General features: G+C 55.9%; 26 protein-coding genes and 1 tRNA gene. 16 read left to right on the forward strand and 11 right to left on the reverse strand.

The window, feature by feature from the left end:
- Position 1 precedes the first annotated feature (1 nt).
- The 8 genes from ACE38U_RS10840 (at position 2) to ACE38U_RS10875 (ending at position 10,154) form a co-directional block, all read left to right on the forward strand.
- Positions 2-1,549 (forward strand): sugar ABC transporter ATP-binding protein, encoded by a 1,548-nt coding sequence (locus tag ACE38U_RS10840; protein WP_375529730.1) that lies wholly within the window; start codon positions 2-4, stop codon positions 1,547-1,549.
- Positions 1,550-1,560: 11 nt separating this feature from the next.
- Complete coding sequence (locus ACE38U_RS10845; protein ID WP_375529731.1) at positions 1,561-2,589, forward strand: ABC transporter permease; 1,029 nt, start codon at positions 1,561-1,563, stop codon at positions 2,587-2,589.
- A 209-nt stretch (positions 2,590-2,798) separates the two neighbouring features.
- Positions 2,799-3,932, forward strand: coding sequence for a Gfo/Idh/MocA family protein (locus ACE38U_RS10850; RefSeq protein WP_375529732.1), 1,134 nt, complete (start codon positions 2,799-2,801; stop codon positions 3,930-3,932).
- 9 nt (positions 3,933-3,941) lie between these two features.
- Positions 3,942-5,843, forward strand: a complete 1,902-nt coding sequence (locus ACE38U_RS10855; RefSeq protein ID WP_375529733.1) for a bifunctional 5-dehydro-2-deoxygluconokinase/5-dehydro-2-deoxyphosphogluconate aldolase — start codon at positions 3,942-3,944, stop codon at positions 5,841-5,843.
- A gap of 22 nt (positions 5,844-5,865) precedes the next feature.
- Positions 5,866-6,756: a myo-inosose-2 dehydratase gene (iolE, locus tag ACE38U_RS10860; protein WP_375529734.1), complete on the forward strand. Its 891-nt coding sequence runs from the start codon at positions 5,866-5,868 to the stop codon at positions 6,754-6,756.
- A gap of 9 nt (positions 6,757-6,765) precedes the next feature.
- The gene (gene iolB, locus ACE38U_RS10865; protein WP_038478931.1) at positions 6,766-7,590 is read left to right on the forward strand and encodes a 5-deoxy-glucuronate isomerase; all 825 of its coding nucleotides are present in this window, start codon (positions 6,766-6,768) and stop codon (positions 7,588-7,590) included.
- A gap of 205 nt (positions 7,591-7,795) precedes the next feature.
- Positions 7,796-9,658 carry a bifunctional glutathionylspermidine amidase/synthase gene (gene gss / locus ACE38U_RS10870; protein ID WP_375529735.1) on the forward strand — a complete coding sequence of 621 codons (1,863 nt, stop codon included), beginning with the start codon at positions 7,796-7,798 and terminating at the stop codon, positions 9,656-9,658.
- A gap of 97 nt (positions 9,659-9,755) precedes the next feature.
- Positions 9,756-10,154, forward strand: coding sequence for a hypothetical protein (locus ACE38U_RS10875; RefSeq protein ID WP_038478937.1), 399 nt, complete (start codon positions 9,756-9,758; stop codon positions 10,152-10,154).
- A 289-nt stretch (positions 10,155-10,443) separates the two neighbouring features.
- On the opposite strand, the gene ACE38U_RS10880 is transcribed toward ACE38U_RS10875, so the two are convergent.
- A tRNA-Phe gene (locus ACE38U_RS10880) sits at positions 10,444-10,519 on the reverse strand.
- A gap of 432 nt (positions 10,520-10,951) precedes the next feature.
- Between ACE38U_RS10880 and ACE38U_RS10885 the strand changes: the two genes are divergently transcribed.
- Entirely contained in the window at positions 10,952-13,087 is a 2,136-nt protein-coding gene (locus ACE38U_RS10885) for an ornithine decarboxylase (RefSeq protein ID WP_375529736.1), read from the forward strand.
- Positions 13,088-13,163: 76 nt separating this feature from the next.
- Here the strand turns inward: ACE38U_RS10885 and mltC are convergent, their stop codons facing one another.
- The 3 genes from mltC to mutY are packed head-to-tail and all read right to left on the reverse strand — an operon-like array spanning position 13,164 to position 15,647.
- Positions 13,164-14,243 carry a membrane-bound lytic murein transglycosylase MltC gene (mltC, locus tag ACE38U_RS10890; protein WP_176981622.1) on the reverse strand — a complete coding sequence of 360 codons (1,080 nt, stop codon included), beginning with the start codon at positions 14,241-14,243 and terminating at the stop codon, positions 13,164-13,166.
- 43 nt (positions 14,244-14,286) lie between these two features.
- Complete coding sequence (locus tag ACE38U_RS10895) at positions 14,287-14,562, reverse strand: oxidative damage protection protein (RefSeq protein ID WP_008461529.1); 276 nt, start codon at positions 14,560-14,562, stop codon at positions 14,287-14,289.
- 2 nt (positions 14,563-14,564) lie between these two features.
- Positions 14,565-15,647 (reverse strand): A/G-specific adenine glycosylase, encoded by a 1,083-nt coding sequence (gene mutY / locus ACE38U_RS10900; RefSeq protein ID WP_176981623.1) that lies wholly within the window; start codon positions 15,645-15,647, stop codon positions 14,565-14,567.
- A 155-nt stretch (positions 15,648-15,802) separates the two neighbouring features.
- On the opposite strand from mutY, the gene trmB reads away from it, so the two are divergent.
- The 4 genes from trmB to ansB all read left to right on the forward strand — a co-directional run bounded on the left by trmB (position 15,803) and on the right by ansB (position 18,861).
- Positions 15,803-16,522, forward strand: a complete 720-nt coding sequence (trmB, locus tag ACE38U_RS10905) for a tRNA (guanosine(46)-N7)-methyltransferase TrmB (protein ID WP_038478947.1) — start codon at positions 15,803-15,805, stop codon at positions 16,520-16,522.
- On the forward strand, positions 16,522-16,848 hold the full coding sequence (locus ACE38U_RS10910; RefSeq protein ID WP_008461534.1) for a YggL family protein: 327 nt from the start codon (positions 16,522-16,524) through the stop codon (positions 16,846-16,848). Before trmB ends, ACE38U_RS10910 begins: the two co-directional genes overlap by 1 nt.
- A gap of 69 nt (positions 16,849-16,917) precedes the next feature.
- On the forward strand, positions 16,918-17,634 hold the full coding sequence (locus ACE38U_RS10915) for a YggN family protein (RefSeq protein WP_038478950.1): 717 nt from the start codon (positions 16,918-16,920) through the stop codon (positions 17,632-17,634).
- Between the two features lie 180 nt (positions 17,635-17,814).
- The gene (ansB, locus tag ACE38U_RS10920; protein ID WP_375529737.1) at positions 17,815-18,861 is read left to right on the forward strand and encodes an L-asparaginase 2; all 1,047 of its coding nucleotides are present in this window, start codon (positions 17,815-17,817) and stop codon (positions 18,859-18,861) included.
- Positions 18,862-18,908: 47 nt separating this feature from the next.
- Here ansB and hemW read toward each other — a convergent pair whose 3' ends face one another.
- From hemW to ACE38U_RS10945, 5 genes are read right to left on the reverse strand one after another with little or no spacing between them, the layout of a single operon-like run.
- Positions 18,909-20,045 (reverse strand): radical SAM family heme chaperone HemW, encoded by a 1,137-nt coding sequence (hemW, locus tag ACE38U_RS10925; protein WP_038478957.1) that lies wholly within the window; start codon positions 20,043-20,045, stop codon positions 18,909-18,911.
- On the reverse strand, positions 20,038-20,631 hold the full coding sequence (locus ACE38U_RS10930) for an XTP/dITP diphosphatase (RefSeq protein WP_038478959.1): 594 nt from the start codon (positions 20,629-20,631) through the stop codon (positions 20,038-20,040). The genes hemW and ACE38U_RS10930 overlap by 8 nt, the downstream gene beginning before the upstream one ends.
- 14 nt (positions 20,632-20,645) lie before the next feature.
- Positions 20,646-20,945, reverse strand: coding sequence for a DUF167 family protein YggU (gene yggU / locus ACE38U_RS10935; protein WP_038478961.1), 300 nt, complete (start codon positions 20,943-20,945; stop codon positions 20,646-20,648).
- The gene (locus ACE38U_RS10940; protein ID WP_038478964.1) at positions 20,942-21,496 is read right to left on the reverse strand and encodes a YggT family protein; all 555 of its coding nucleotides are present in this window, start codon (positions 21,494-21,496) and stop codon (positions 20,942-20,944) included. Before ACE38U_RS10940 ends, yggU begins: the two co-directional genes overlap by 4 nt.
- Positions 21,497-21,520: 24 nt before the next feature.
- Positions 21,521-22,225, reverse strand: coding sequence for a YggS family pyridoxal phosphate-dependent enzyme (locus ACE38U_RS10945; protein ID WP_038478969.1), 705 nt, complete (start codon positions 22,223-22,225; stop codon positions 21,521-21,523).
- A gap of 16 nt (positions 22,226-22,241) precedes the next feature.
- On the opposite strand from ACE38U_RS10945, the gene ACE38U_RS10950 reads away from it, so the two are divergent.
- The 3 genes from ACE38U_RS10950 (at position 22,242) to ACE38U_RS10960 (ending at position 23,989) form a co-directional block, all read left to right on the forward strand.
- Positions 22,242-23,267, forward strand: coding sequence for a type IV pilus twitching motility protein PilT (locus ACE38U_RS10950; RefSeq protein ID WP_375529738.1), 1,026 nt, complete (start codon positions 22,242-22,244; stop codon positions 23,265-23,267).
- A gap of 61 nt (positions 23,268-23,328) precedes the next feature.
- Positions 23,329-23,511, forward strand: coding sequence for a type II toxin-antitoxin system HicA family toxin (locus tag ACE38U_RS10955; RefSeq protein ID WP_071843019.1), 183 nt, complete (start codon positions 23,329-23,331; stop codon positions 23,509-23,511).
- Positions 23,512-23,533: 22 nt separating this feature from the next.
- Positions 23,534-23,989, forward strand: coding sequence for a type II toxin-antitoxin system HicB family antitoxin (locus ACE38U_RS10960; RefSeq protein ID WP_375529739.1), 456 nt, complete (start codon positions 23,534-23,536; stop codon positions 23,987-23,989).
- 5 nt (positions 23,990-23,994) lie between these two features.
- Here the strand turns inward: ACE38U_RS10960 and ruvX are convergent, their stop codons facing one another.
- Entirely contained in the window at positions 23,995-24,414 is a 420-nt protein-coding gene (gene ruvX, locus ACE38U_RS10965) for a Holliday junction resolvase RuvX (protein WP_008461550.1), read from the reverse strand.
- The gene (locus ACE38U_RS10970; RefSeq protein ID WP_038478977.1) at positions 24,414-24,977 is read right to left on the reverse strand and encodes a YqgE/AlgH family protein; all 564 of its coding nucleotides are present in this window, start codon (positions 24,975-24,977) and stop codon (positions 24,414-24,416) included. Before ACE38U_RS10970 ends, ruvX begins: the two co-directional genes overlap by 1 nt.
- Positions 24,978-25,119 lie beyond the last annotated feature (142 nt).

Raw genomic sequence — 25,119 nt, forward strand, 5'->3', positions numbered from 1 at the left:
GATGTCGCAACCTTTACTGAAAGTGACCGACCTGGCGAAAAGTTTCTCCGGCGTGTGGGCGCTGAGCAGCGCTCAGCTCAGCGTCGGGCAGGGGGAAATTCACGCCCTGCTGGGGGAGAACGGCGCGGGAAAATCCACGCTGCTAAAGGCGCTGGCCGGAGCACAGCCGCAAACGCGCGGCGAGATCTGGTTTAACGGTGAAACGCTGCCCGTTGATGACTCGCCGGTGGAGCGCCAGAACAAAGGCATTATTACCATTTATCAAGAGTTTAACCTGCTGCCTAATATGACGGTGGCGGAAAACATGTTTCTTGGCCGTGAGCCGCGCCGCCGGAATCTTATCGTCGACAGCAAAGCGGTGAACCAGGAAGCGCAGGTCATTCTGGACTATTTACAGCTCAACGTAGCGCCGACGACCGCCGTTGCCCGCCTGAGCGTTGCCCAGCAGCAAATGGTGGAGATTGCCAGAGCGCTGACGCTGAATGCCCGATTGATCATTATGGATGAGCCTTCTGCCGCGTTGAGCGACAGCGAAGTCGAAAGCCTGCACCGCGTGGTGCGGGAGCTTAAAGGTCGCGGCGTTAGCATTATTTATGTCACCCATCGCCTGCACGAAGTCTTCCAGCTTTGCGACCGTTTCACCGTGTTCCAGGATGGCCGCTATACCGGTTCCGGCGACGTGGCGGGCACCAACGTGGAGCAAATTATTCGCCTGATGGTCGGTCGCGACGTGGTGTTTAACCGCCGCGATGCCAGCCTCACGCACCATGAAGACAAGCCCATTCGCCTGGCGGTGAAGGGGCTCAGGCGTGAAAAACCGCCGCTCGATCCTCACGGTATCGCATTAAAAGATATAAGTTTCCACGTGCACGCCGGTGAAGTGCTGGGCATCGCCGGGCTGGTAGGCGCCGGGCGCACCGAAGTCGCCCGCTGCCTGTTTGGCGCCGACAAATTCACCACCGGCATCTTCGAGCTGGACGGTAAACCCTATCAGCCGCAAAACCCGATGCACGCTCTGGAGCAGGGGATCGCGCTGGTGCCGGAGGATCGTAAAAAAGAGGGCGCGGTTCTTGGCCTGTCGATCCGCGACAACCTGTCTTTGTCCAGCCTCTCGTCGCTGCTGACCTGGCGCTATTTCGTTAGCCCACGTAAAGAGGACGCGCTGATCGAGTCCTATCGGCAGGCGCTGCAAATCAAAATGGTTAACGCCGAGCAGGAGGTGCGCAAGCTCTCGGGCGGTAATCAGCAAAAAGTGATCCTTGCGCGCTGTATGGCGCTTAATCCACGGGTGCTGATCGTTGATGAGCCGACCCGCGGCATTGATGTTGGCACCAAGTCTGAAGTGCACCAGGTACTGTTCGAGATGGCAAAGCGGGGCGTGGCGGTGATCGTTATCTCTTCCGATCTGCCGGAAATCCTCGCGGTGTCTGACCGGATAATCACCCTCAGCGAAGGGCGGGTGACCGGCGAACTGCACGGCGATGAAGCCAACGAAGAGCGGCTGATGACCCTGATGGCCATCAACCATAGCGCCTTAAGCGCCGCATAACGGGGGAGCCCATGACGCAGATGATTACCAAAAACCAGACGCCGGCAAAAAGCGCTTCGCGCTTCGATCCGATCGCTTTCTTTGAGCGCTTCGGGGTGCTGATCTTCATGTTCCTGCTGCTGATTTTCTTCCAGTCGCAGAACAGTAACTTCCTGTCCGAACGTAATATTTTCAACATCCTGACCGAGGTTTCCATTTACGGGATCATTGCGGTGGGTATGACCTTTGTCATTCTTACGGCGGGTATCGATCTCTCGGTTGGTTCGATCCTTGCGGTTTGCGCAATGACCGCGGCTTATGTGATCAAGGGTGACAACTTCACTACCGTCGATCCCAACGCCTGGGGCGGTTTTAGCTGGCTGTTGGGGCTTGGGATCTGCCTGGCTATTGGCACGCTAATAGGCTTCCTGCACGGGCTGGGCGTCACTCGCCTGCGCCTGCCGCCGTTCATCGTCACGCTGGGCGGGATGACTATCTGGCGCGGCCTGACGCTGGTGATTAACGATGGTGCGCCTATTGCCGGTTTCGATGCGGGCTACCGCTGGTGGGGACGCGGCGAAATGCTCGGCATCTCCATTCCTATCTGGATCTTCGCCATTGTCTCGATTCTGGGCTATCTGGCGCTGCATAAAACCCGCTGGGGACGCTTCGTCTATGCCATCGGCGGCAACCCCGAAGCGGCTCGCCTCGCCGGGGTCGACGTTAAGCGCGTGCTGGTCAGCGTGTATGTCGTTATCGGCTGCCTCGCAGGGCTGGCGGGCTTTGTGCTCAGCGCCCGCCTCGGCAGCGCCGAAGCGGTGGCGGGGATCTCCTTTGAGCTGCGGGTGATCGCCTCGGTGGTGATCGGCGGCACGTCCCTGATGGGCGGCTACGGGCGGATCAGCGGCACGATCATCGGCGCCATCATCATGGGGATCCTGATTAACGGCCTGGTGTTGATGAACGTCTCGGCCTATTACCAGCAGATCATTACCGGGCTGATTATCGTGCTGGCGGTGGCGTTTGATACCTACGCCAAGAACCGCCGTGGCGCGCTGTAAGGATTGCCCCTCACCCTAACCCTCTCCCCAGAGGGGAGAGGGGAAAAAAGAGGGGACACCATTACAGCTGCCTCTGTTTTCCTCTTCTCTTTCAGGGAGAGGGGATAAGCGCGGGGATATTTTCAACGCTGCCTCTGTTTTCCCCTCTCCCTTTCAGGGAGAGGGCCGGGGTGAGGGTAAAGGACAGGTAACGACTTCAGGAACAACACATGAAAAAGGTCAGAATTGGTTTAATCGGCACCGGCTACATCGGCAAAGCGCACGCAATAGCCTACGCGCAGGCGCCGACGGTTTTTGATCTGCAGGGCGAACTGGTCCGTGAAATGGTGGCGGAAGTCACGCCTGAGCTGGCGGCCAAACGCGCTACGGCGTTTGGCTTTAATCGCTCCACCGGCGACTGGCGCGAGCTGGTAGCAGATCCAAACATCGATGTGGTGGACATCTGCTCCCCAAATCATCTGCATAAAGAGATGGCGCTGGAGGCGATTCGCCACGGCAAGCACGTCTATTCGGAGAAGCCGCTGGCGCTCAACGCCCGCGATGCCCGGCTGATGGTGGATGCCGCCGATCTGGCTGGCGTGAAGACATTGGTCGGCTTCAACTACATGAAGAACCCGACCGCGCAGCTGGCAAAGCAGATTATCGAACGCGGAGAGATTGGCGAAGTGATCCACTTCTACGGCACCCATAACGAAGACTATATGGCCGATCCGCTTTCGCCGATCCACTGGCACTGCTTCAAAGAAACCGCAGGGCTTGGCGCGCTGGGGGATCTGGCGGCGCACATCGTCAATATGGCGCAGTACCTGGTGGGCGACATTCGCGAAGTCTGCGGCGATTTGAAAATAGTGGTTCCGCAGCGCCCGGCTTCGGCGGGCAGTAGTGAAATGGTTACCGTGGAAAACGAAGATCAGGCGCACGCGATGGTGCGTTTTGAAGGCGGTGCTCAGGGGGTGATCGAAACGTCACGCGTTGCCAGCGGCAGAAAAATGGGGCTGACCTGGACTATCACCGGCACGAAAGGCGCACTGAGCTTTACCCAGGAGCGAATGGCGGAGCTGAAGCTTTATCTGCAAAGCGATCCGGAAGGCCGCCAGGGGTTCCGTACGCTGCTGGTTGGCCCGGCCCATCCGGACTACGGCTCGTTCTGCATGGGGGCGGGACACGGCATCGGTTTTAACGATCAAAAAACGGTAGAGGTGCGCGATCTGATCGACGGCATTGCCGCTGATAAGCCGATGTGGCCGGATTTTGAAGAGGGCTGGAAGGTATCGCGCATTCTCGATGCTATCGCCCTGTCTCACCAGCAGGGGCGCTGGGTCAACGTATCTGACATTGTCTGAGGACGAAGCATGAAAGAAAAGCAGTTGGATCTGATTTGCATGGGGCGGGTCGCGGTAGATCTCTACAGCCAACAGATTGGCGCGCGGCTGGAAGATGCCAGCAGCTTCGCCCGCTATCTTGGCGGTTCGTCCGGCAATGTGGCCTACGGCACCGCACGCCAGGGGCTGAAATCTTCCATGCTGGCGCGCGTTGGCGACGAGCACATGGGGCGCTTTTTGCGTGAAGAGCTTAGCCAGGTCGGCTGTGATACCAGCCATTTAATCACCGATAAAGATCGGCTGACGGCGCTGGTGCTGCTGGGCATCAAAGATCGCGACACTTTTCCGCTGATTTTTTACCGCGACAACTGTGCCGATATGGCAATTACGGCGGATGATTTCAGCGAAGAGTACATTGCCTCCGCCCGCTGCCTGGCGATCACCGGCACACATCTTTCTAATCCGCGTACCCGTGAGGCGGTGCTGACCGCGCTGAACTATGCCCGCCGGAACGATGTGCGCACCGTGCTGGATATCGATTACCGCCCGGTGTTGTGGGGGCTGGCCTCTCTTGGCGACGGCGAGACGCGCTTTGTTGAAGCTGAGCAGGTGACAAAACAGCTGCAATCCGTTCTGCATCTTTTTGACGTCATCGTCGGCACCGAAGAGGAGTTTCATATTGCCGGGGGCTCAACCGACACGCTGGCGGCGTTGAAAAAAGTACGTCAGACGACGGATGCAGCGATGGTCTGTAAGCGCGGGGCGCAGGGCTGCTCGGTATTCCTCGGGCTGATTCCTGATTCGCTGGACGGCGGGATCAACGTCAGCGGCGTGCGTGTGGAAGTTCTCAACGTGCTGGGCGCAGGGGACGCGTTTATGTCCGGGCTGCTGCGCGGCTACCTTAATGATGAAGGCTGGGAGCAGGCCTGCCGCTATGCCAATGCCTGCGGCGCGCTGGTAGTTTCACGCCACGGCTGCGCTCCGGCGATGCCGAGCAAAATCGAACTGGATGACTATCTTTCGCGCGAGCACCTGGTGCCTCGCCCGGATCTCGACGCTCGTCTGAACCACCTGCACCGCGTCACCACTCGCCGCCGCCAGTGGCCGGAACTCTGCGTGATGGCTTTCGACCATCGTAGCCAACTGGAAGAGATGGCGCTCAAAAGCGGGGCGGATTTACGTCGTATTCCGGTTTTGAAACAGCTGATTTTGCAGGCCAGCCGTGATGCCGCTCAGCGTGCCGAACTGGAGGGCAAGGCCGGTCTGCTGTGCGACGGCACCTTCGGGCAAGACGCGCTGAATTCGATCACCGGTGAAGGCTGGTGGATTGGCCGTCCGATTGAACTGCCGGGCTCGCGTCCGCTGGAAATGGAGCACGGCAACATAGGCTCGCAGCTGATTAGCTGGCCGCAGGAACACATCGTTAAATGCCTGGTCTTTTTCCACCCGGAAGACGCCCATGCCCTGCGCCTCGAGCAGGAGCAGAAGATTGCGGAAGTATACCGCGCCTGCTGCCAGTCGGGTCACGAGCTGCTGCTGGAAGTTATCCTGCCGGCGAATATGCCGCGCAGCGACGAGCTTTATCTCAGAGCCGTTTCCCGCTTCTACAACCTTGGTATTTACCCTGACTGGTGGAAGCTTCCGCCGCTGACCAGCGCTGGCTGGGCCGCACTGAGCGAGCTGGTTGAGAAGCGCGATCCCCACTGCCGCGGCGTGGTGATCCTCGGGCTGGATGCCCCGGTCGACGTGCTGCGCGACGGTTTCAACGCGGCAGCCAATTACCCGATTGTGAAAGGCTTTGCGGTAGGGCGCACGCTGTTTGGCGAAGCCTCGCAGGCCTGGCTAAAACGCGATATCGACGATGCGCAGCTGGTGGCACGCATCCGTGACAATTACCTGCGGCTGATCGCCCTGTGGCGCGAGCGCGGCTAGCATAAACACTAAGGAGAGCATTATGACCGTGCATTTAGGCATTAACCCCCTGACCTGGACCAATGACGATCTGCCTTCTTTGGGCGCAGACACGCCGCTGGATACCTGCCTGAGCGAGGGCAAAGAGGCCGGGTTTGAAGGTTTTGAGCTGGGGAATAAATTCCCGCGAGAGGCCGGCGTGCTGGGGCCGATTCTCGACAAGCATGCGTTAAAGCTGGTTTCCGGCTGGTATTCCGGGCGGCTACTGGAACGTTCCGTGGAGGAGGAAATTGAAGCCGTGCAGCCGCATCTGACGTTGCTCCGCGAGCTGGGTGCGAAGGTGCTGGTCTTTGCCGAGGTAACTCATTGTATTCACGGTGAACAGCAAACCCCGGTGCATTTACGTCCTCGTTTCCCGGCAGAACGCTGGCAAGAATACGGCGAGAAGCTCACCGCGTTTGCCCGGTATACGCAGCAGCAAGGCGTGCAAATTGCCTATCATCACCATATGGGCACGGTTATCGAGAGCGCAGACGACGTTAATAATTTGATGCTTCACACCGGGCCGGAAGTTGGGCTGTTGCTGGACACCGGGCACTTGACCTTTGCGGGAGCCGATCCTCTGGCCGTGGCCGAGCGCTGGATTTCACGCATTAATCATGTGCACTGCAAAGACGTGCGCGCTGGCGTGCTGGCTGACGTGAAAAACCGTAAAACCAGCTTCCTGGATGCGGTGCTGAGCGGCGTGTTTACCGTACCGGGCGACGGCTGTGTGAACTATCCGCCGATCATGGCACTGCTGAAAAAGCAGGGCTATCAGGGCTGGCTGGTTGTTGAAGCTGAGCAGGATCCTGCTGTGGCGCACCCGATGACCTACGCGCGGCTGGGCTACGCTAACCTGAGCCGCTTCGCTCGTGAAGCTGGGTTGATTTAAGGAGGGTAAATGGCTGAATTACTTTCCCGCTGGCAGCAGCCAGATGCGCAGGGGCAGACGCAGGACGTCACGCCGGAAAACGCGGGCTGGGACTACGTGGGATTTGCTGCTTACCAGCTTCAGGAAGGGCAGATTCTGGAGCTGCCTGCCGTGGAAGATGAGCGTTGCCTGGTGCTGGTCGCGGGGCGAGCTACGGTAGATACGCCGCTTGCCCGCTTCCCTGAAATCGGCGACCGCATGAGCCCGTTTGAACGCCGTAAACCCTGGGCCGTGTACGTGACTTCCGGCGAGCCGGTTAAGGTTCAGGCGCTTACCGCGCTCGAGCTGGCCGTTTGCTCCGCGCCTGGAAAAGGGACTTATGCCACTCGCCTTATCGCCCCGCAGGATATTGATGCCGAAGCGCGTGGCAAAGGCCACAACCAGCGCTATGTCCACAATATTCTGCCCGAGGATAAGCCCGCCGACAGCCTGCTGGTGGTGGAGGTATATACCAATGAGGGCTGCACCAGCTCGTACCCAAGCCACAAGCACGACGTCGATAATCCGCCTCACGAGACCTATCTCGAAGAGACCTATTATCACCGGCTCAACCCGCCGCAGGGCTTCTGCATGCAGCGCGTTTACACCGACGATCGCGCTCTGGATGAGTGTATGGCGGTGTACGACAAAGACGTGGTGAAAGTGCCGAAAGGCTACCACCCGGTGGCGACGATGGCCGGGTACGACAGCTACTACCTGAACGTAATGGCGGGGCCGGTACGAAAGTGGATGTTTACCTGGGAGAAAGATCACGCCTGGATCAACAGCAACGAGTACGGCGCTCAGCAGGAGTAGCTGACAATAGGCTAATCAAGGCTGCCCGATGAGGCGGCCTTTTCTTTGGGTAAAACCTTACCGAAATAGGTTTTTTTTAAACGAAGCGCGACTGCACAAAACCGTGGGCAGAGGTGTATGATGACGCCTTCTCTGTCAGGTTAATTTTAACGTGCAGACGACAATCAGCGTGACCTTTGCCGCCTGCCTGATTTAGGTTGGAAACATGCATACAGGAACACCAGACCACGATTCGCCCTTCGGTACACTTCTGGGCTATGCGCCGGGTGGCGTAGCGATTTACTCTTCTAATTACGGCAGCCTCGACCCAAAAAATTACCCCGAAGAAGCCGAGTTTCGAAGCTACATCGGCAACGAATACATGGGCCACAAATGGCAGTGCGTTGAATTTGCTCGCCGTTTCCTCTTCCTCAATTACGGCTTTGTGTTCACCGATGTCCATATGGCGTGGGAAATATTTTCTCTGCGCTTTTTACGTCAGGTGGTGAACGACAATATTCTGCCGCTGCAGGCCTTTGCTAATGGCTCAAAACGGGCGCCTGAAGCGGGTGCGCTGCTTATCTGGCAGAAGGGCGGTGAGTTTCATGAAACAGGCCATGTCGCGGTGATCACTCAGCTTATCGGCACTAAAGTGCGCATCGCCGAGCAGAACGTGATTCATGCGCCGTTACCCGCCGGGCAACAATGGACGCGTGAGTTAACCCTGGTTGAGCATGATGGGAGCTACACGCTGCAGGATACCTTTACCGACACCTCAATCCTCGGCTGGATGATCCAGACTGAGGATACGGCCCACAGTGAGCCACAGCCAGAAATCGGCGGTGAAGCGTTAAAAATTGGCGGGGCTCGCCTGGCCAACAAGCGCCAGTTCGACGGCAAATGGCTGAATGAAAAAGATGAACTCCAGCGGGCCTATATACAGGCCAATGGCCACATTATTAATAAAGATCCCTGTCAGTATTTCACCATTACCGAAAGCGCCGAGCAGGAGCTGATTAAGGCCACCAACGAGCTGCATCTGATGTACCTGCATGCTACGGATAAAGTGCTGAAAGACGACAATTTGCTGGCACTTTTTGATATCCCCAAAATTCTCTGGCCTCGCCTGCGGCTTTCCTGGCAGTGGCGTCGCCACCAGATGGTCAGCGGCCGCATGGATTTTTGTATGGATGAACGCGGGCTGAAAGTGTACGAATACAACGCCGATTCTGCCTCCTGCCACACTGAGAGTGGGCTGATTCTTGAAGAGTGGGTTAAGACAGGTTACCGGGGCACCGGGCATAATCCGGCCGAAGGTCTGCTCGAGGAACTTACCGGCGCGTGGAAGCACAGCAGCGCCCGGCCGTTTGTCCACATCATGCAGGACAACGACTTGGAAGAGGATTATCACGCCTTATTCATGCAGCGGTCGCTGATGCAGGCCGGGTTCGACACCAAAATATTGCACGGCCTGGGCGAGCTAAGCTGGGACAGCGCCGGGCAGCTTATTGATAGCGATGGCAGGGCGGTGAACTGCGTCTGGAAGACCTGGGCGTGGGAAACGGCGATTGAGCAAATTCGCGAGGTCAGCGAAACCGAATATGCCGCCGTACCTATCCGTACCGGTCACCCTCAAAACGAGATCAGGCTGATCGACGTCTTGCTTCGCCCTGAAGTGCTGGTGTTTGAGCCGCTATGGACGGTGATTCCCGGTAACAAAGCCATTCTGCCGGTGCTCTGGCAGCTATTCCCGAATCACCGTTACCTGCTGGATACGGATTTTGAGGTGAACGAGCTGCTGGCAAAAACAGGTTATGCGGTGAAACCTATCGCAGGCCGGTGCGGCAGTAACATCGACTTGATAAGCCACCACGATGAGCTGCTGGATAAAACCAGCGGCAAGTTTGTTGCCCGCAAGAATATCTATCAGCAGCTGTGGTGTCTGCCGAAAGTGGACGGCAAATACATCCAGGTTTGTACCTTTACGGTTGGCGGCAGCTACGGTGGCACCTGCCTGCGGGGGGATGATTCGCTGGTGATTAAAAAAGAGAGCGATATCGAACCGCTGATTGTGGTCAAAGACAAATAGATTATTTAAATGAACAATAGAGTCCCCTGTTATTGATGGGGGGCTCTTTATCTTTTTGATGTGTTTGTTATTTACTCTGGTGTGATGTGGTTTTTCGATGAAAAAAATACTGTCTGTTTTTATAGGATTTATTATCTCTGGTGCAGCATTGGCCGATCAATGTACTGGTGTTCTGATTCGGGACACACAGATTAGCACTGGGGAAGTCGTAGCGGGTGGTGTATCCAGATACCCACTTAACTATGCTGAAAGAGGCAATTTATTATCTGTCAGCATTAATGGCACTGATTTAAATTTTCAAACCACGCCTGTTTACAACGATAAGTGGAAGAAAAATGCCAAAATGCAGATGCGCACTGGATTAATTGATACCGGAGAGTTTGGTGCTGAGATAATAACGATCAAGGAAAGTAACAAGATGTCGGCTATTCAGCTGACGATAAAAAACGGTGATAAAGAACGAATAATTAGTGGTTCAAGATGCGGTGAAGACTAAAACGTCGGGAACGTTTTGAACAGCGCTTGCGCTGGCCCCAAAGGGGTGAGCCTCATGGATGAGGCGAATACTAAAACGTCGGGAACGTTTTGAACAGCGCTTGCGCTGGCCCCGAAGGGGTGGGTATCAGGATGAGGCGAATACTAAAACGTCGGGAACGTTTTTGAACAGCGCTTGCGCTGGCCCGTAGGGCGAGTATCAGGATGATACGAGTAATCGAACTTGTTCGATGAAGAGTCCAGACGCCAGAAAGCAAAAAACCAGCCCGTAGGCTGGTTTCTTTGAATAGTGGTGCCCGGACTCGGAATCGAACCAAGGACACGGGGATTTTCAATCCCCTGCTCTACCGACTGAGCTATCCGGGCAACGGGGCGCATTAAACCGTAAACCCCGTTCCGCGTCAATGGCTTTGTTGTACAGCGCGGTGCGTTTGCATGATTTATGTGCGGGCTGTTACAGACTTCATATTGAACCCCCTGGCAGAAGGTGCCATGATTGCGCCAATTTTGTTATTCACTACGGGGCGCCTTGATGTTCACTCTCAATTCCCATGCATCTTTCGGGATGGCGCTCGTCCGTGCTGCTATTACCTTCCGAAGTCCCTTGCTCACCATGCGGTGAGGGCAATGTGTGCTCGCTGCAGGACATCAGTAAAATCAGACTCCGTCTGGTTTTACTGATGTCTGGCGGTCGAAGTGGATTCACACCTAAGACCCTCAGAACGCCTTCACCGGGGAATTTTCCCTTTGCCGTGCCGGTTGGCACTCACTCATCCTTGCAGACGGGGATTTGTGCTTATGAAATCATTGAAAATTGCCGCCAGCCACGATGTGGCTGCATTACTCTCAACGCATCGCGAAGTGGTTACGCTTGACGATACCGACTTCACCGATGTGGCGGCAGTTGTCATTTCCGTTGCGGATAGCCGCAGCGGTATTCTGGCCTTGCTCAAGCGCACGGGTTTTAATTTACCGGTATTCATTTTCAGCGAGGCCGCCGTTGATGGCTTGCCTGCGGTAACCGGCGTGATAACCGGGAAAGCGCAGGATTATCTGGAGCTGGAAACCGCGGCCAGTGATTACGAGGAAGACCTGCTGCCGCCGTTCTTCAACACGCTGACTAAGTACGTGGCGATGGACAACAGCACTTTTGCCTGCCCAGGCCACCAGCACGGCGAGTTCTTCAAAAAGCATCCTGCAGGCCGCCAGTTTTATGATTTCTTCGGTGAGAACGTGTTTCGGGCCGATATGTGCAACGCAGACGTCAAGCTTGGGGATTTGCTGATCCACGAAGGCTCCGCCAAGCACGCGCAGAAGTTTGCCGCGAAAGTTTTCCATGCTGACAAAACCTATTTCGTGCTTAACGGCACCTCCGCCGCTAACAAAGTGGTGACCAACGCGCTGCTGACGCGCGGTGACCTGGTCCTGTTTGACCGTAACAACCACAAATCTAACCATCACGGCGCACTCATCCAGGCCGGGGCGACGCCGGTTTATCTTGAGGCTTCCCGCAACCCATTCGGTTTTATCGGCGGCATTGACGCGCACTGTTTTGATGAGAAATACCTGCGGGAGCTGATTGCGGAAGTGGCACCTGAGCGAGCTCAGGAAGCAAGGCCGTTCCGCCTGGCGGTTATACAACTGGGCACCTATGACGGTACGATTTATAACGCCCGGCAGGTGGTGGATAACATCGGCCATCTGTGCGATTACATCCTCTTCGACTCGGCATGGGTCGGCTACGAGCAGTTTATTCCGATGATGGCGGACTGTTCGCCGCTGCTGCTGGATCTGAACGAAAACGATCCTGGGATCTTTGTTACCCAGTCGGTTCACAAGCAGCAGGCCGGTTTCTCCCAGACCTCGCAGATCCATAAGAAAGACAACCATCTTCGGGGCCAGGCACGCTTCTGCCCGCACAAGCGGCTGAACAATGCTTTCATGCTCCATGCCTCAACCAGCCCGTTCTATCCGCTGTTTGCCGCGCTGGACATAAACGCCAAGATTCATGAGGGTGAAAGCGGTCGTCGCCTGTGGGCGGAATGCGTGGCAATGGGCATTGAGGCCCGCAAGGCGATTATCGCCAACTGTAAGATGATCAAACCGTTCATTCCGCCGGAGGTCGCAGGGCGCCCGTGGCAGGATCATCCCACGGAGAAGATCGCGCAGGAACGCCGCTTCTTCAGCTTTGAGCCGGGTGAAAGCTGGCACGGCTTTGAAGGCTATGCGAAGGACGAATATTTTGTCGATCCCTGCAAGCTGCTGTTAACCACGCCGGGTATTGATCCGCAAACCGGCAGCTATACCGGGTTCGGCGTGCCTGCGGCGATCCTCGCTAACTATCTTCGCGAAAACGGCATTGTGCCGGAGAAGTCGGATCTTAACTCGATCCTGTTCCTGCTTACCCCTGCGGAAAGCCACGATAAGCTGGCTCAGCTGGTGGCGATGCTGGCGCAGTTTGAACAGCACATCGAGGACGACACGCCGCTGGCGGACGTGCTGCCAACGATTTATCAGAAATACCCGGTGCGTTACAAAGGCTACACGCTGCGTCAGCTTTGCCAGGAGATGCACGACCTGTACGTGAGCTTTGAAGTTAAAGAGCTACAGAAGGAGATGTTCCGCAAGCAAAGCCTGCCCGCCGTGGCGGTGAACCCGCAGGACGCCAACATCGAGTTTATTCGTGGCAACGTGGAGCTGGTGCGTCTGAGTGAAGCCGAAGGGCGTATCGCGGCGGAAGGCGCGTTGCCTTACCCGCCTGGCGTGCTATGCGTGGTACCGGGTGAAGTTTGGGGCGGGGCGGCGCTGCGCTATTTCCTGGCGCTGGAAGAGGGCGTGAACATGCTGCCGGGCTTCTCGCCTGAGCTTCAGGGCGTGTATAGCGAGACGGATGCGGACGGTATTAAGCGGTTGTACGGTTATATGTTGAAGTAAGAGGGAATGGCCCCTCACCCCGGCCCTCTCCCCAGGGGGGCGAGGGAGCAAACAAGGGTGAGGGTATCCGTCTAAACTACCGCCGGCGGTAACTCTTCTGCGCGGTGTTCACCTTATACAGATAGTGACGAGACTCAGCGGAAGGGTGGCGCGTTGTCAGCGTCTGGTAGACGTCGCCCGGCCCCATGCTGTTAATCAGGCTGAATGCCTGAGTTTTGTCGTTGGAGAACACTCTCAGCACGCTGCCCGCGCCGCCGTTATAAGCGGTGATAACCGCATAGCGACGTGACGTTGGGTTATCAATCTGCCCCAGATAGCTGTTTTGCAGAATCGCCAGATAAGCCGTGCCGGTATCGATATTGCTTTCCGGATCGAACAGGAAGCTGCGGCTTGGTTTACCCCATTTCCCCTGAGCCTTGAACACGTCAACTCCGGCGCTGTGCTGCACAACCTGCATCAGGCCCAGCGCATCCGCGTGGCTTACCGCATACGGGTTAAAGCTCGATTCCGTCTGCATGATAGCCAGGATCAGTGACTCTTCTACGCCGTATTTCTTCGAGGCTTTACGCACCATGCCAAGGTACTTATGGGCACGCTTGTCGAGGTGGTTAGGCACAAGGTTGATGGTCACGCTATAGACTATTTTCAGCCCGGTACTGCGCTTTTGCAGGCGCGTTTGCAGCAGATAGTCAGCAAACTTCGTGGCGCGCCCTTCCCAGCGGATCGGCTGGCCGGTGTTATCCACCACCTGTCCGTAAAGGAACGGTTCTTTGGAAATCTGGACGTCGTTGGCGTCAGAATAAAGATCGATCGAACCCGGATCGTCGCCCATCAGCAGGGTGGTAACGATCGCCTGGCGCAGGTGCGCGGCAGGATCGGTTCCCGCGATGGTCTCAACGGTGATGGTACCTTCGTCGAAGTTAATGTGGCTACGCGTCAGATATTGGTCGGTGTATTTGACGTAATCTTTCGGGCCTGCAATCAGTACCTCTTTCATCCCCCAGATATTTTCAATGTTGTTGGCAAATTGCCCCATTAAAATATCGAACCCGTTGGTGTCCTTGATAAACGCGTCGTTGTAGGCGTCGTCGTTTTTTTTGCTCGAACAGGAGATCAGCAACGGGGCCACAAGAGCCAGCGCGAGAAGTTTTTTCATCATTCCGTGTATGCGTGTTGTGTTTGCAAAAAGGTGCCGACGATTACTGTTTTTCTGGCGGGGTGAAGCCTTCGATATGGACTTCTTTCCCTTCAAACAGGAAATTGACCATCTCGTTTTCCAGCTCTTTTCGGTGCTCCGGGTTCATCATGCTCATCTTTCTTTCATTGATAAGCATGGTTTGCTTGGACTGCCACTGCGCCCATGCTTCTTTGGAGATTTCGTTGTAGATTCGCTTGCCCAGCTCGCCCGGGTACAGCTGGAAATCCTGGCCTTCAGCGTCGCGCTGCAGGTAAGTACAAAAAATCGTTCTGCTCATGATTATTCCTCTTCTTCGGCGCGAACGGGCGCTAAGGCAACCGGTTCGGCACGCAATTGTTGTAGCAGGCGCTCTACTGGAGCCGCCAGCCCGACGGATTGTGGCTGGCCTAAGTTATACCAGAGAGCGGGGCCTTCATCCATGCAGCCGCCCGTAGACGACACCGGAAGCCACATTGGCACAATATCCAAATGGAAATGGCTAAAGGTATGGCGGAAAGCCGTTAACTGCGTGAGATTATCGGCCGGAATTCCGCGCTGTTCCAGCCAGTTATGCAGTTCCTGTTCGTCAGAAAACTGTGGGAAGCAGAATAATCCGCCCCATAGTCCAACGGCCGGGCGCTGTGCCAGAAATACTTCATCGCCATGCTGCATCATCAGCATATAGCCGGTGCGTTCCGGTAGCGTCACTTTAGGCTTCTTGCCGGGATAATTAGCCCAGCTGTGATTAGCATAAGACACGCAGCCGTTGCTCAGCGGGCAAAGTTCGCACTTGGGTTTTGAGCGCGTGCAGACCATCGCGCCCAGATCCATCATCGCCTGATTAAACTGGCTTACACCTTGCGCCGGAGTGACTCGTTCGCTTATTTCCCAGAGGCGGTTTTCGACCTCTTTTTTACCCGGCCAGCCGGAAACGGCATAGCAACGCGCGAGCACGCGCTTAACGTTGCCGTCGAGAATAGGGAAGTGTTTGCCCAACGAAAGAGACAGAATCGCGCCTGCGGTTGAGCGTCCAACACCCGGCAAATCCGCGACTTCTTCATACGTTTGTGGGAAAACGCCACCGTGTTTATCGGCAACCTGTTGCGCGGCTTTATGCAGATTACGGGCGCGGGCGTAGTAGCCCAGGCCGGTCCACAGATGCAGCACTTCATCCAGCGGCGCTTTTGCCAGATCGGTCACGGTGGGGAAGCGCGCCATAAAGCGCTCAAAATAAGGGATAACCGTCGCGACCTGGGTTTGTTGCAACATCACCTCAGAGAGCCATACTTTATAAGGCGTTTTCTCCTGCTGCCACGGCAGGGTTTTGCGCCCATACTTGTGGTACCAGTCGAGGACTTGTTGGGAGAATTGAGGAGCTTGCATCGTCAACGCGGGATATCCGGCAAAGGTGTAATAAAGGTGCCGATTCCAGCACAGAGGCGTAAAGCTGTAAACCGGAACTTTCTGCCACTTGCTTCTCATCCTTAACTTTGGATAATGCCCGTTTCCCGAACACTAAGCGAAGCGTTAAGAAAACCATGAAGAATGACGTCATTTCACCGGAATTTAATGAAGAAGGCCGTGTACTGCGCCGCATCCGCAGCTTTGTCCGTCGCCAGGGGCGTCTGACAAAAGGCCAGCAGCACGCGCTGGATAACTACTGGCCGGTGATGGGCGTTGAGTTCCAGGCCGAGCCTGCCGACTTTAGCGAGATTTTTGGCCGCGAAGCGCCGGTCACGCTGGAAATCGGTTTTGGTATGGGCACTTCGCTGGTGGCCATGGCGCAAACCAATCCGCAGCACAACTACCTCGGTATTGAAGTGCATTCACCGGGCGTGGGCGCCTGCCTGAGCACCGCGCATGAAGCCGGCGTGGAGAACCTCCGCGTGATGTGCCACGACGCGGTGGAAGTGTTGGAAAACATGATTCCTGACAATTCTTTGAACATGGTTCAGCTGTTTTTCCCTGATCCATGGCATAAAGCGCGTCATAATAAACGCCGTATCGTTCAGGTACCGTTTGCTGACCTTGTGAAGCGTAAGCTGAAGCTGGGCGGCGTGTTCCATATGGCAACCGACTGGGAACCTTATGCTGAACATATGCTCGAAGTGATGTCCTCTATCGAAGGGTATAAAAACCAGTCGGAGAGTCACGACTACGTACCGCGTCCGGACTCACGTCCAGTGACCAAATTTGAACAACGTGGCCATCGTCTTGGCCACGGCGTATGGGACTTAATGTTCGAGAGGGTGAAATAATGGCAAAGAATCGTAGCCGTCGTCTGCGTAAGAAAATGCACATCGAAGAGTTCCAGGAACTGGGGTTCTCGATTGCCTGGCGCTTCCCGGAGGGCACTTCCGAAGAGCAAATCGATAAAACCGTGGACGAGCTGATCGCTGAAGTGATTGCGCCGAACAAGCTGGCGTTTGACGGCAGTGGTTACCTGGTCTGGGAAGGTCTGGTGTGCATGGAAGAGATTGGCAAATGCACCGAAGAGCATCAGGCGCTGGTGCGTAAATGGTTAGAAGACCGCAAGCTCGAAGATGTTCGCATTAGCGATCTGTTCGACGTCTGGTGGGACTAAGCGTTAGCAAAAAACAGGCTGGTTAATTAACCAGCCTTTTTTTCAGGAGCTGATTTTTCAGGAGAGAATATGATCCGTAAGGTTCTTTTAGGCGCACTGCTGGTCACCGCCGCTTCGGCGCACGCTGACTATCAGTGCAGCGTAAATCCACGCGATGACGTGGTCATTAGCCCGCAGTCCGTTCAGGTCGTGGGTGAGAACGGCAACCTGGTGATTGCGCCTGACGGCAGCGTCAAATACAACGGCGTTCAGAAGACGCTGAGCGCGGCACAGCGCCAGCAGGCGTTGAACTACCAAAAAGCTCTGCGCACGGATTTACCGTGGATTGATAACGGTGCCCGTTCTCGCGTAGAGAAAAGCCGCATAGCGCTGGACGGCATTATTGCGAAGCAGGTCGGAGAGAGCAGCAGCATGCGCAGCCGCCTGACCAAGCTGGATGCCCAGCTAAAAGAGCAGATGAACCGTATTATCGAGCGCCGCCAGGACGGGCTGACGTTCCACTATAAAGCCGTCGATCAGGTGAGGGCCGATGGCCAGCAGTTGGTGAACCAGGCGATGGGCGGCATTCTGCAGGACAGCATTAATGAAATGGGCGCGCAGGCGGTGCTGAAAGGCGGCGGCAACCCGCTGCAGAATGTGCTGGGTAACCTCGGCGGCCTGCAAACGGCGGTTCAGAACGAGTGGAATAATCAGGAAGCGGATTTTCAGAAGTTCGGTAAAGATGTGTGTGACCGCGTGATCACCCTTGAGCAGAGCCGCAAGGCGCTGGTGAGCGGGCTTAAGTAATCCAGAGGCCGGCTCTCTCCCGGCCGCTTCCTGCGGTTTATTAGTATTTTCTGTTCATTGGTTTCTATATCTAATAATCGTGATTATTAGAGAGCGTTTATCTGGTTAATGGGCTGTAGTCACATTATTCATCTTTGATGCTGGGATAATGCGGCAAATTCACATAACTGGAGAAATAAAATGAAGTTTTTTGGAAAAATGGCGCTTCTCACAGTAGTTATGGGGTTCAGCAGTGCGGCCCTTGCTTTGCCTCATGTCACTATTTTGGCAACCGGCGGCACTATTGCCGGAGGCGGTGATTCGGCAACGAAATCTAATTACACCGCCGGTAAAGTCGGCGTAGAGAATTTGGTTAACGCGGTACCGCAGCTAAAAGATCTGGCGGTGGTGAAGGGCGAGCAGGTCGTTAATATCGGTTCGCAGGATATGAACGATCGGGTCTGGCTGACGCTGGCGAAGAAAATTAACGCCGACTGCGATAAAACCGATGGGTTTGTTATTACCCACGGCACGGACACGATGGAGGAAACCGCCTATTTCCTCGATCTCACGGTGAAATGTAATAAGCCGGTGGTTCTGGTAGGCGCGATGCGTCCTTCGACCTCGATGAGCGCCGATGGCCCATTTAACCTCTATAACGCGGTGGTCGCGGCCGTTGACCCGCAGTCTGCCAACCGTGGGGTGATGGTGGTAATGAATGATACCGTGCTGGATGGGCGTGACGTCACCAAAACCAGTACTACGGATGTTGCGACGTTCAAGTCCGTCAACTTTGGCCCGCTGGGCTATATCCATAATGGCAAAATTGACTATCAACGCACCCCGGCGCGTAAGCACACAACGTCCACGCCGTTTGACGTATCGACGCTGAGCGAGCTGCCGAAGGTGGGTATTATCTATAACTATGCTAATGCCTCTGACCTGCCGGTGAAAGCGCTGGTGGACGCTGGCTATGAAGGGATCGTTAGCGCCGGTGTGGGCAACGGTAACCTGTATAAGACCGTGTTCGATACTCTTGCGACCGCCGCGCACGAGGGGACCGTTGTGGTTCGCTCATCGCGAGTGCCGACAGGTTACACCACCCGTGATGCGGAAGTGGATGATGGGAAGTATGGTTTTGTCGCCTCTGGTTCGCTGAACCCGCAAAAAGCCCGCGTGCTGTTGCAGCTGGCGCTGACTAAAACCAACGATCCGAAGCAAATTCAGGAAATGTTTAATCAGTACTGATCCGTACGCCCGCCCTGGCCGTCCGGCCAGGGCATCACAGGAAGAGGTTACTCGGCAAGGAACAGTTCAAGCAGGGAGTTTAAAAACAGCTTCCCGTGCTCGGTTATCTGCCAGTACTCATCCGTTTCAGTCATATAGTTTTTCGCCATCGCCTCATCCAGCTGCGGGCGAATCGTTGCTTCATCTAAACCGGTATAGAGCTTGAACTCGCTGCGTGGCGCGGCTTCCAGCAGGCGGAAGCGGTTCATAAAGAACTCGAACGGCTTATCAGCCTGTTCCACGTCATGCTGGCGGTCGAGATATTTTCCTTCCATATAGCCGCGCGGGTGACGCGTTTTCGCCGTGCGAGTAATACGCCCATCCGGGAAGGTGACTTTACCGTGCGCGCCGCAGCCAATGCCAAGATAGTCGCCAAAGCGCCAGTAGTTCAGGTTGTGCTGACACTGGTAGCCCGGCTTCGCATAGGCGGAAGTTTCATACTGCTGATACCCTGCGGCGGTGAGCAGCTTGTCGCCCTGCTCGAAGATATCCCACAGCGCGTCGTCATCCGGCAGCTTCGGCGGGCGTGAAGCAAATAGCGTATTTGGCTCGATGGTCAGCTGATACCAGGAAAGATGCGGTGGGTTCAGTTCAATGGCCTGGCGCAGGTCGTCCAGCGCCTCTTCAATCGACTGGTCTGGCAGGCCGTGCATCAGGTCAAGGTTAAAGCTGCGCAGGCCCAGGCCGCTTGCCAGATTAGCCGCACGTTTGGCCTCGCCCGCATCATGAATACGGCCCAGGCGTTTTAGCTTAGGTTCGCTAAAGCTCTGCACGCCGATAGAAATGCGGTTCACGCCCGCTTTTTGGTAGCCAACAAAGCGGTCGGCTTCAACCGTACCGGGGTTGGCTTCCATAGTGATTTCTGCGTCATCTGCCAGCTTTATGCGCGAGCGCACGCCGTCCAGCAGCGTTTGCATGGCTTCGCTGGACAGCAGGCTTGGGGTGCCGCCCCCGATGAAAATAGTCTTTACCTCACGCCCTTGAGCCAACGGCACGTCGCGGTCGAGATCGCGCAGTAAATGGCTCACGTATTCGTCGTGCGGCACGTCGCCTTTAAGCGCGTGGGAGTTGAAGTCACAGTATGGGCACTTCTGTACGCACCAGGGGATGTGAATGTAGAGACTCAGAGGTGGCAAATTAGCCATTACGCATTGCTTCCAGTAACAGTTTCAGCGCTTGCCCACGATGGGAAATGGCGCTCTTTTCATCGCGGGTCAGCTCGGCCGCGGTTTTCCCCTCGGACGGAACATAGAAAATAGGATCGTAGCCAAAGCCACCTTGCCCGGCAGGTGCGTGGGTAATCACTCCCGGCCAGCTGCCGTGGAACACCAGCGGCGTTGGGTCTTCCGCGTGACGCATATAGACCAGCACGCAGTGGAACTGAGCCTGGCGTTTATCGTCCGGCACATCTTTCAGCGCTTCCAGAAGTTTTTCGAGATTCTGCTGGTCGCTGGCATCTTCGCCCGCATAGCGCGCGGAATAGATACCCGGAGCACCGCCCAGAGCATCCACGGCCAGGCCAGAGTCGTCGGCCAGCGCCGGAAGCCCGGTTACTTTAGCCGCATGGCGGGCCTTGAGAATGGCGTTCTCTATAAAGGTCAGGCCGGTCTCTTCTACCGACTCCACGTTCAGTTCAGTTTGCGCGACCACATCGAGGCCGAAATCCGCCAGCAAATCGGCGAGTTCACGCACTTTACCGGCGTTACCGGTAGCTAATACGACTTTTTGCATAGCCAGTCCTGTCGTTATTCGAGGGTTTCAATCAATGCCGCGACTTCCGTCGGGATTTGCTGTGGGCCGATAATTTTAACTTGTTTATGGCGGCCAAGGTCGCCTTTCTCAATCACCACCTGGCTTTTCGCGACCCGGAACTGTTTGGCCAGGTATTTTACCAGGTGAGCGTTGGCCTGCCCGTCGACCGGCGGCGCGGTGATGGCGACTTTTAGCTCGTCGCCATGCACACCGACCAGGCTGTCGCGGCTGGCTTTGGGCTGAATATACAGCCGCAAAACCAGCCCGTCAGGCAGTTGAGTGACAGCACTCAAATGGCGTACCAGAGGCCAGGGAACAGATCCATACCGAGATAGTTCAGCGCATAAAGGATCAGAATCACCACCATAGCGGAGAAATCAAGCCCGCCCATGGCCGGTAAAATGCGGCGAATCGGCGCCATCATTGGCTCGGTCATTTGCATCAGTACGTATTCAATCGGGCTACGGCCCTGGCTTATCCAGCTCATCAGCGAGCGGATAATGATCACCCAGAACACCATCGTACCGGCTGATTTCAATAGCGACAGGACGCCAATGACTAAATTGAACGGATCGAGCGACAGTCCGCCGGACTGAATCAACAGCAAAATAGGGAACTTCAGCGTGGTGAGGATAAATGCCACCAGCAGGGATGAAGTATCAATCGGACCAATGGACGGGAGCACGCGGCGAAGCGGCCCGACGACAGGCTGGGTGACCTTGACAATGAACTGGGCAAAAGGGTTATAGAAATCACAGCGTGCCCACTGCATCCAGATACGGATAAGCAGCACCATTACGTACAGCTCAATCAGGGTTTTGACCAGGAAAGTCAACGTTAGCATGGTTTTCCTCAAAAATGATGGTGATTAACGAGCGGAATAATCCCGCGCGCCGAAAATAGCGGTTCCAATGCGCACCATGGTGCTGCCTGCGGCAATCGCGGCTTCCATGTCATCGGTCATGCCCAAAGATAACGTATCGACCGTTGCATAACGGTCTTTGAGTGCATGGCAGGCTTCTGCCATTTTGCGGCAAACGGCAAGCTGGCGCTCGTAGTCCGGTTCCGGCGCAGGAATGGCCATTAATCCCCGCAGCGTCAATCCCGGTAAGGCCACCACTTCCGCAGCCAACTGCTCCAGCTCGGTTAACGCGATGCCGGATTTACTGTTTTCGTCGCTGATATTAATTTGAATCAGCACGTTCAGCGGCGGCAGCGTTGACGGGCGCTGCTCGCTTAATCGGCTGGCAATACGTAGTCTGTCGACGGTATGGCACCAGTCAAAATTCTCCGCCACCAGGCGACTTTTGTTCGACTGCAGCGGCCCGATAAAGTGCCATTCCAACCCTTCAACGCCCTGTTCAGCGAAGTGGTGAATCTTATCCACGCCTTCCTGCACATAGTTTTCGCCAAAGGCACGTTGCCCCGCGGCGACCGCTTCTGCGATGGCACTCGCAGGTTTAGTTTTGCTGACTGCAAGCAGTGTAACTTCTTCAGGGCTTCTGCCGCAGCGTGCAGCGGCGGCTGATATTTTCCCGTGAACCTGTGCCAGATTGTGCGCTATCTCATTCATGATCGTTGGAAGTGATATGGATATCGAAGAAATTGTGGCCCTTAGTGTAAAGCATAATGTCTCCGATCTACACCTGTGCGCACGTCAACCGGCGCGTTGGCGAAAGCGCGGCAGGCTGGAGCTGTGCCCGGAGGCCGCACCGGAGGTTGAAGAGGTTTTGGGTGCCTGGCTTAATGAAGAGCAGACGTCACAGCTCAAACGTGCCGGGCAGCTGGATTTTTCTCTCACGCTTGAGAGCGGCGTCAGGCTAAGGGGAAATGCTTTTTTACACCAGGAAGGGCACTCGTTGGCGCTGAGATTGCTGGCATCATCCTGCCCGACGCTGGAGGCATTGAAAACGCCGGCTCACATTAACGAACTTTTGCGTGAAAGCGAGGGGTTGATACTGGTTACCGGGGCCACCGGTAGCGGGAAATCTACAACGCTTGCAGCGATGATCCAGCATCTCAACCAGCATCTTGATGGCCACGTGCTGACGCTGGAAGACCCCATTGAATTTATTCATTCCTCCGGCCGCTGCCTGATTCAGCAGCGTGAGCCAGGTCGGCATTGTGAAAGCTATGCCTCGGCTTTAAAAGCCGCTCTGAGGGAGGACCCCGATGTCATTCTGCTGGGGGAGCTGCGTGATAGCGAAACGATAGGCCTCGCGCTGACCGCCGCAGAGACCGGGCATTTAGTGCTGGCGACGTTGCATACGCGTGGCGCTGCACAGGCCGTAGAGCGGCTGGTGGATGTATTCCCCGCCCAGGAGAAAAACCTGATTCGCACCCAGCTTGCAGGGAGCCTTAAAGCGGTGCTGGCGCAGAAGCTGGTACCGTCGCGTGACGGTGGTCGGGTGGCGCTTTACGAACTGCTGGTTAACACCTCAGCGGTGGCAAACCTGATTCGTGAAGGGAAAACGCATCAACTGCCTGGTGTGTTACAAACCGGTCAGCAGCAAGGTATGCAAAGTTTTGCTCAAAGCGAGGCACAGCGGCTGCGTGAGGGCAGCATTGGCGAGGGCGACCTGGCAGTCAGTAAGCCATGGGAGGTGCCGCTTTGAACGCTTTTGTTGCTTCTGTGTGTATTGGTGTGTATATTCCTTGTCAGCCAGGGAGATCATGATGACCTCAGCCGAGCTAATTAAGGAATTGAGGGCTGCAGGGTGTGAATCCGTCAGACGTTCCGGGGGGAGTCACTGGATCTGGTGGTCGCCTGAAACCGGAAAAACTTTCCCCATTCCGCATCCCAAAAAGGATTTGCCCATCGGTACCGTCAAATCCATACGCAAAATGGCAGGGATTTAGCCTGCACAGCCGGAGGTTAAAGATGTTTTTTTCTGTTGGTGTAGAGTTACCGGCAACTGAAAACGAAGCGTTTGGCCTGGTCGTCCCCGCGCTATGCAACGATGACTTTGGCTGCGTATCCGCGGCGGATAGCCAGGCCGATATCGCACCGATGGTGCAGGACGCGGTGCTGTCGATTGTCGATTTAATGGTAGAAAGCGGAAAAGATATTACGCAGCTTCGTGATGCAGGGCCTTTTGCTTATGCCGCCGACCCGGAGTACGCCTACTGTCAGCAATGGCTGCTGGTTGATGTAGATTTATCAGCGCTGGAAGGAAAACAGCAGCGGTTAAATATCACGCTGCCGGACGCGCTGCTGCGCCGTATTGATTCCCGTGTAAAGCAGCCTTCATCAGGCTACCGGGACCGCAGCCATTTTCTGGCGATTGCCGCGAGGCATGAGCTGCTGAGCGCAGGAAGTGAAGCACACAACAGCTAATCCCTTCACGGGTGATATTCGAACCAGCTCTCGAGGATGATAACGGCCGAAGCGGAGTCAATGCTGCCTTTGTTCAGGGCGCGGAAGCCACCGTGTTCGAACAGCCCTGCGCGGGCTTCGACGGTGCTCAGGCGCTCGTCCTGCAGAGAGACCTTCACCCCAAAGCGGCCATGCAGGCGGTTGGCGAACTTGCGGGCGCGTGCCGTCAGAGGTTGCTCGGTGCCGTCCATATTCAGCGGTAAACCAACCACCACTTCTTCCGGCTGCCACTCTTTCAGGATTTTTTCTACCGCGTTCCAGTCCGGGGTACCGTCCTGCGCTTTAAGCGCGGTTAAAGGCCGGGCTGTGCCGGTAATTCGCTGGCCGATAGCGACACCGATGCTTTTGGTCCCGAAGTCAAAGGCCATTAAGGTTCCGCTGCTCATCAGGCGTGCCCCGCTTCGCTTGGCATAGTGTGGATGTCGATGCCTATCAGGCGGGCGGCTTCGCGCCAGCGGTCTGCAATCGGCGTATGGAACAGGATCTCAGGAGAGGCAGGCGCCGTCAGCCATGAGTTTTCCATGATTTCTTGCTCAAGCTGGCCCTTTTCCCAGGAGGAGTAACCGAGGGCAACAATCACCTCTTTCGGCTGCTTTTCGGTGCCTAAAGTTTCCAGCACGTCCCGCGAGGTGGTGATCACCGTGTCGTCGGAAATGCGGATGCTCGAACCGAAGTTGCCCGGCGGAGAGTGCAGGATGAAGCCGCGGTCTTCCGCCAGAGGGCCGCCGATGAAAACGGGCTTATCCAGGCGAATCGCGGTATCACGCGGTTCTGGTTCAATTTTTAGCTTTTCGAGAACGCCATCAACCTGCAGATTTTCCAGCGGTTTATTGATGATAATCCCCATGGCGCCTTCATCGTTGTATTCGCAAATATAGACTACAGAGCGCTTAAATAAGGGGTCCTGAAGAGCCGGCATGGCAATAAGAAAGTGATGCTGTAAATTCATTGTCAGAGGTTCTGATCCCGGTTGATAAAAGCGGCAGTGGCTGCGCGAAGAGTGGCCAGCTTACCACTAATGAAGGAAGAGCGGCTACCCGGCCTGTATCGCGCCTTTGAAGGAAAGGGCGGGTAACCGTTACCCGCCCGGA

Source organism: Cedecea selenatireducens, from assembly GCF_042138895.1.
Lineage (GTDB): Bacteria > Pseudomonadota > Gammaproteobacteria > Enterobacterales > Enterobacteriaceae > Cedecea > Cedecea selenatireducens.

Bases quoted from the DNA above. Each gene is read 5' to 3' on its own strand.
- ACE38U_RS10840 (WP_375529730.1), top strand. From the start codon at position 2: ATGTCGCAACCTTTACTGAAAGTGACCGACCTGGCGAAAAGTTTCTCC.
- ACE38U_RS10845 (WP_375529731.1), top strand. From the start codon at position 1,561: ATGACGCAGATGATTACCAAAAACCAGACGCCGGCAAAAAGCGCTTCG.
- ACE38U_RS10850 (WP_375529732.1), top strand. From the start codon at position 2,799: ATGAAAAAGGTCAGAATTGGTTTAATCGGCACCGGCTACATCGGCAAA.
- ACE38U_RS10855 (WP_375529733.1), top strand. From the start codon at position 3,942: ATGAAAGAAAAGCAGTTGGATCTGATTTGCATGGGGCGGGTCGCGGTA.
- iolE (WP_375529734.1), top strand. From the start codon at position 5,866: ATGACCGTGCATTTAGGCATTAACCCCCTGACCTGGACCAATGACGAT.
- iolB (WP_038478931.1), top strand. From the start codon at position 6,766: ATGGCTGAATTACTTTCCCGCTGGCAGCAGCCAGATGCGCAGGGGCAG.
- gss (WP_375529735.1), top strand. From the start codon at position 7,796: ATGCATACAGGAACACCAGACCACGATTCGCCCTTCGGTACACTTCTG.
- ACE38U_RS10875 (WP_038478937.1), top strand. From the start codon at position 9,756: ATGAAAAAAATACTGTCTGTTTTTATAGGATTTATTATCTCTGGTGCA.
- ACE38U_RS10885 (WP_375529736.1), top strand. From the start codon at position 10,952: ATGAAATCATTGAAAATTGCCGCCAGCCACGATGTGGCTGCATTACTC.
- mltC (WP_176981622.1), bottom strand. From the start codon at position 14,243: ATGAAAAAACTTCTCGCGCTGGCTCTTGTGGCCCCGTTGCTGATCTCC.
- ACE38U_RS10895 (WP_008461529.1), bottom strand. From the start codon at position 14,562: ATGAGCAGAACGATTTTTTGTACTTACCTGCAGCGCGACGCTGAAGGC.
- mutY (WP_176981623.1), bottom strand. From the start codon at position 15,647: ATGCAAGCTCCTCAATTCTCCCAACAAGTCCTCGACTGGTACCACAAG.
- trmB (WP_038478947.1), top strand. From the start codon at position 15,803: ATGAAGAATGACGTCATTTCACCGGAATTTAATGAAGAAGGCCGTGTA.
- ACE38U_RS10910 (WP_008461534.1), top strand. From the start codon at position 16,522: ATGGCAAAGAATCGTAGCCGTCGTCTGCGTAAGAAAATGCACATCGAA.
- ACE38U_RS10915 (WP_038478950.1), top strand. From the start codon at position 16,918: ATGATCCGTAAGGTTCTTTTAGGCGCACTGCTGGTCACCGCCGCTTCG.
- ansB (WP_375529737.1), top strand. From the start codon at position 17,815: ATGAAGTTTTTTGGAAAAATGGCGCTTCTCACAGTAGTTATGGGGTTC.
- hemW (WP_038478957.1), bottom strand. From the start codon at position 20,045: ATGGCTAATTTGCCACCTCTGAGTCTCTACATTCACATCCCCTGGTGC.
- ACE38U_RS10930 (WP_038478959.1), bottom strand. From the start codon at position 20,631: ATGCAAAAAGTCGTATTAGCTACCGGTAACGCCGGTAAAGTGCGTGAA.
- ACE38U_RS10940 (WP_038478964.1), bottom strand. From the start codon at position 21,496: ATGCTAACGTTGACTTTCCTGGTCAAAACCCTGATTGAGCTGTACGTA.
- ACE38U_RS10945 (WP_038478969.1), bottom strand. From the start codon at position 22,225: ATGAATGAGATAGCGCACAATCTGGCACAGGTTCACGGGAAAATATCA.
- ACE38U_RS10950 (WP_375529738.1), top strand. From the start codon at position 22,242: ATGGATATCGAAGAAATTGTGGCCCTTAGTGTAAAGCATAATGTCTCC.
- ACE38U_RS10955 (WP_071843019.1), top strand. From the start codon at position 23,329: ATGACCTCAGCCGAGCTAATTAAGGAATTGAGGGCTGCAGGGTGTGAA.
- ACE38U_RS10960 (WP_375529739.1), top strand. From the start codon at position 23,534: ATGTTTTTTTCTGTTGGTGTAGAGTTACCGGCAACTGAAAACGAAGCG.
- ruvX (WP_008461550.1), bottom strand. From the start codon at position 24,414: ATGAGCAGCGGAACCTTAATGGCCTTTGACTTCGGGACCAAAAGCATC.
- ACE38U_RS10970 (WP_038478977.1), bottom strand. From the start codon at position 24,977: ATGAATTTACAGCATCACTTTCTTATTGCCATGCCGGCTCTTCAGGAC.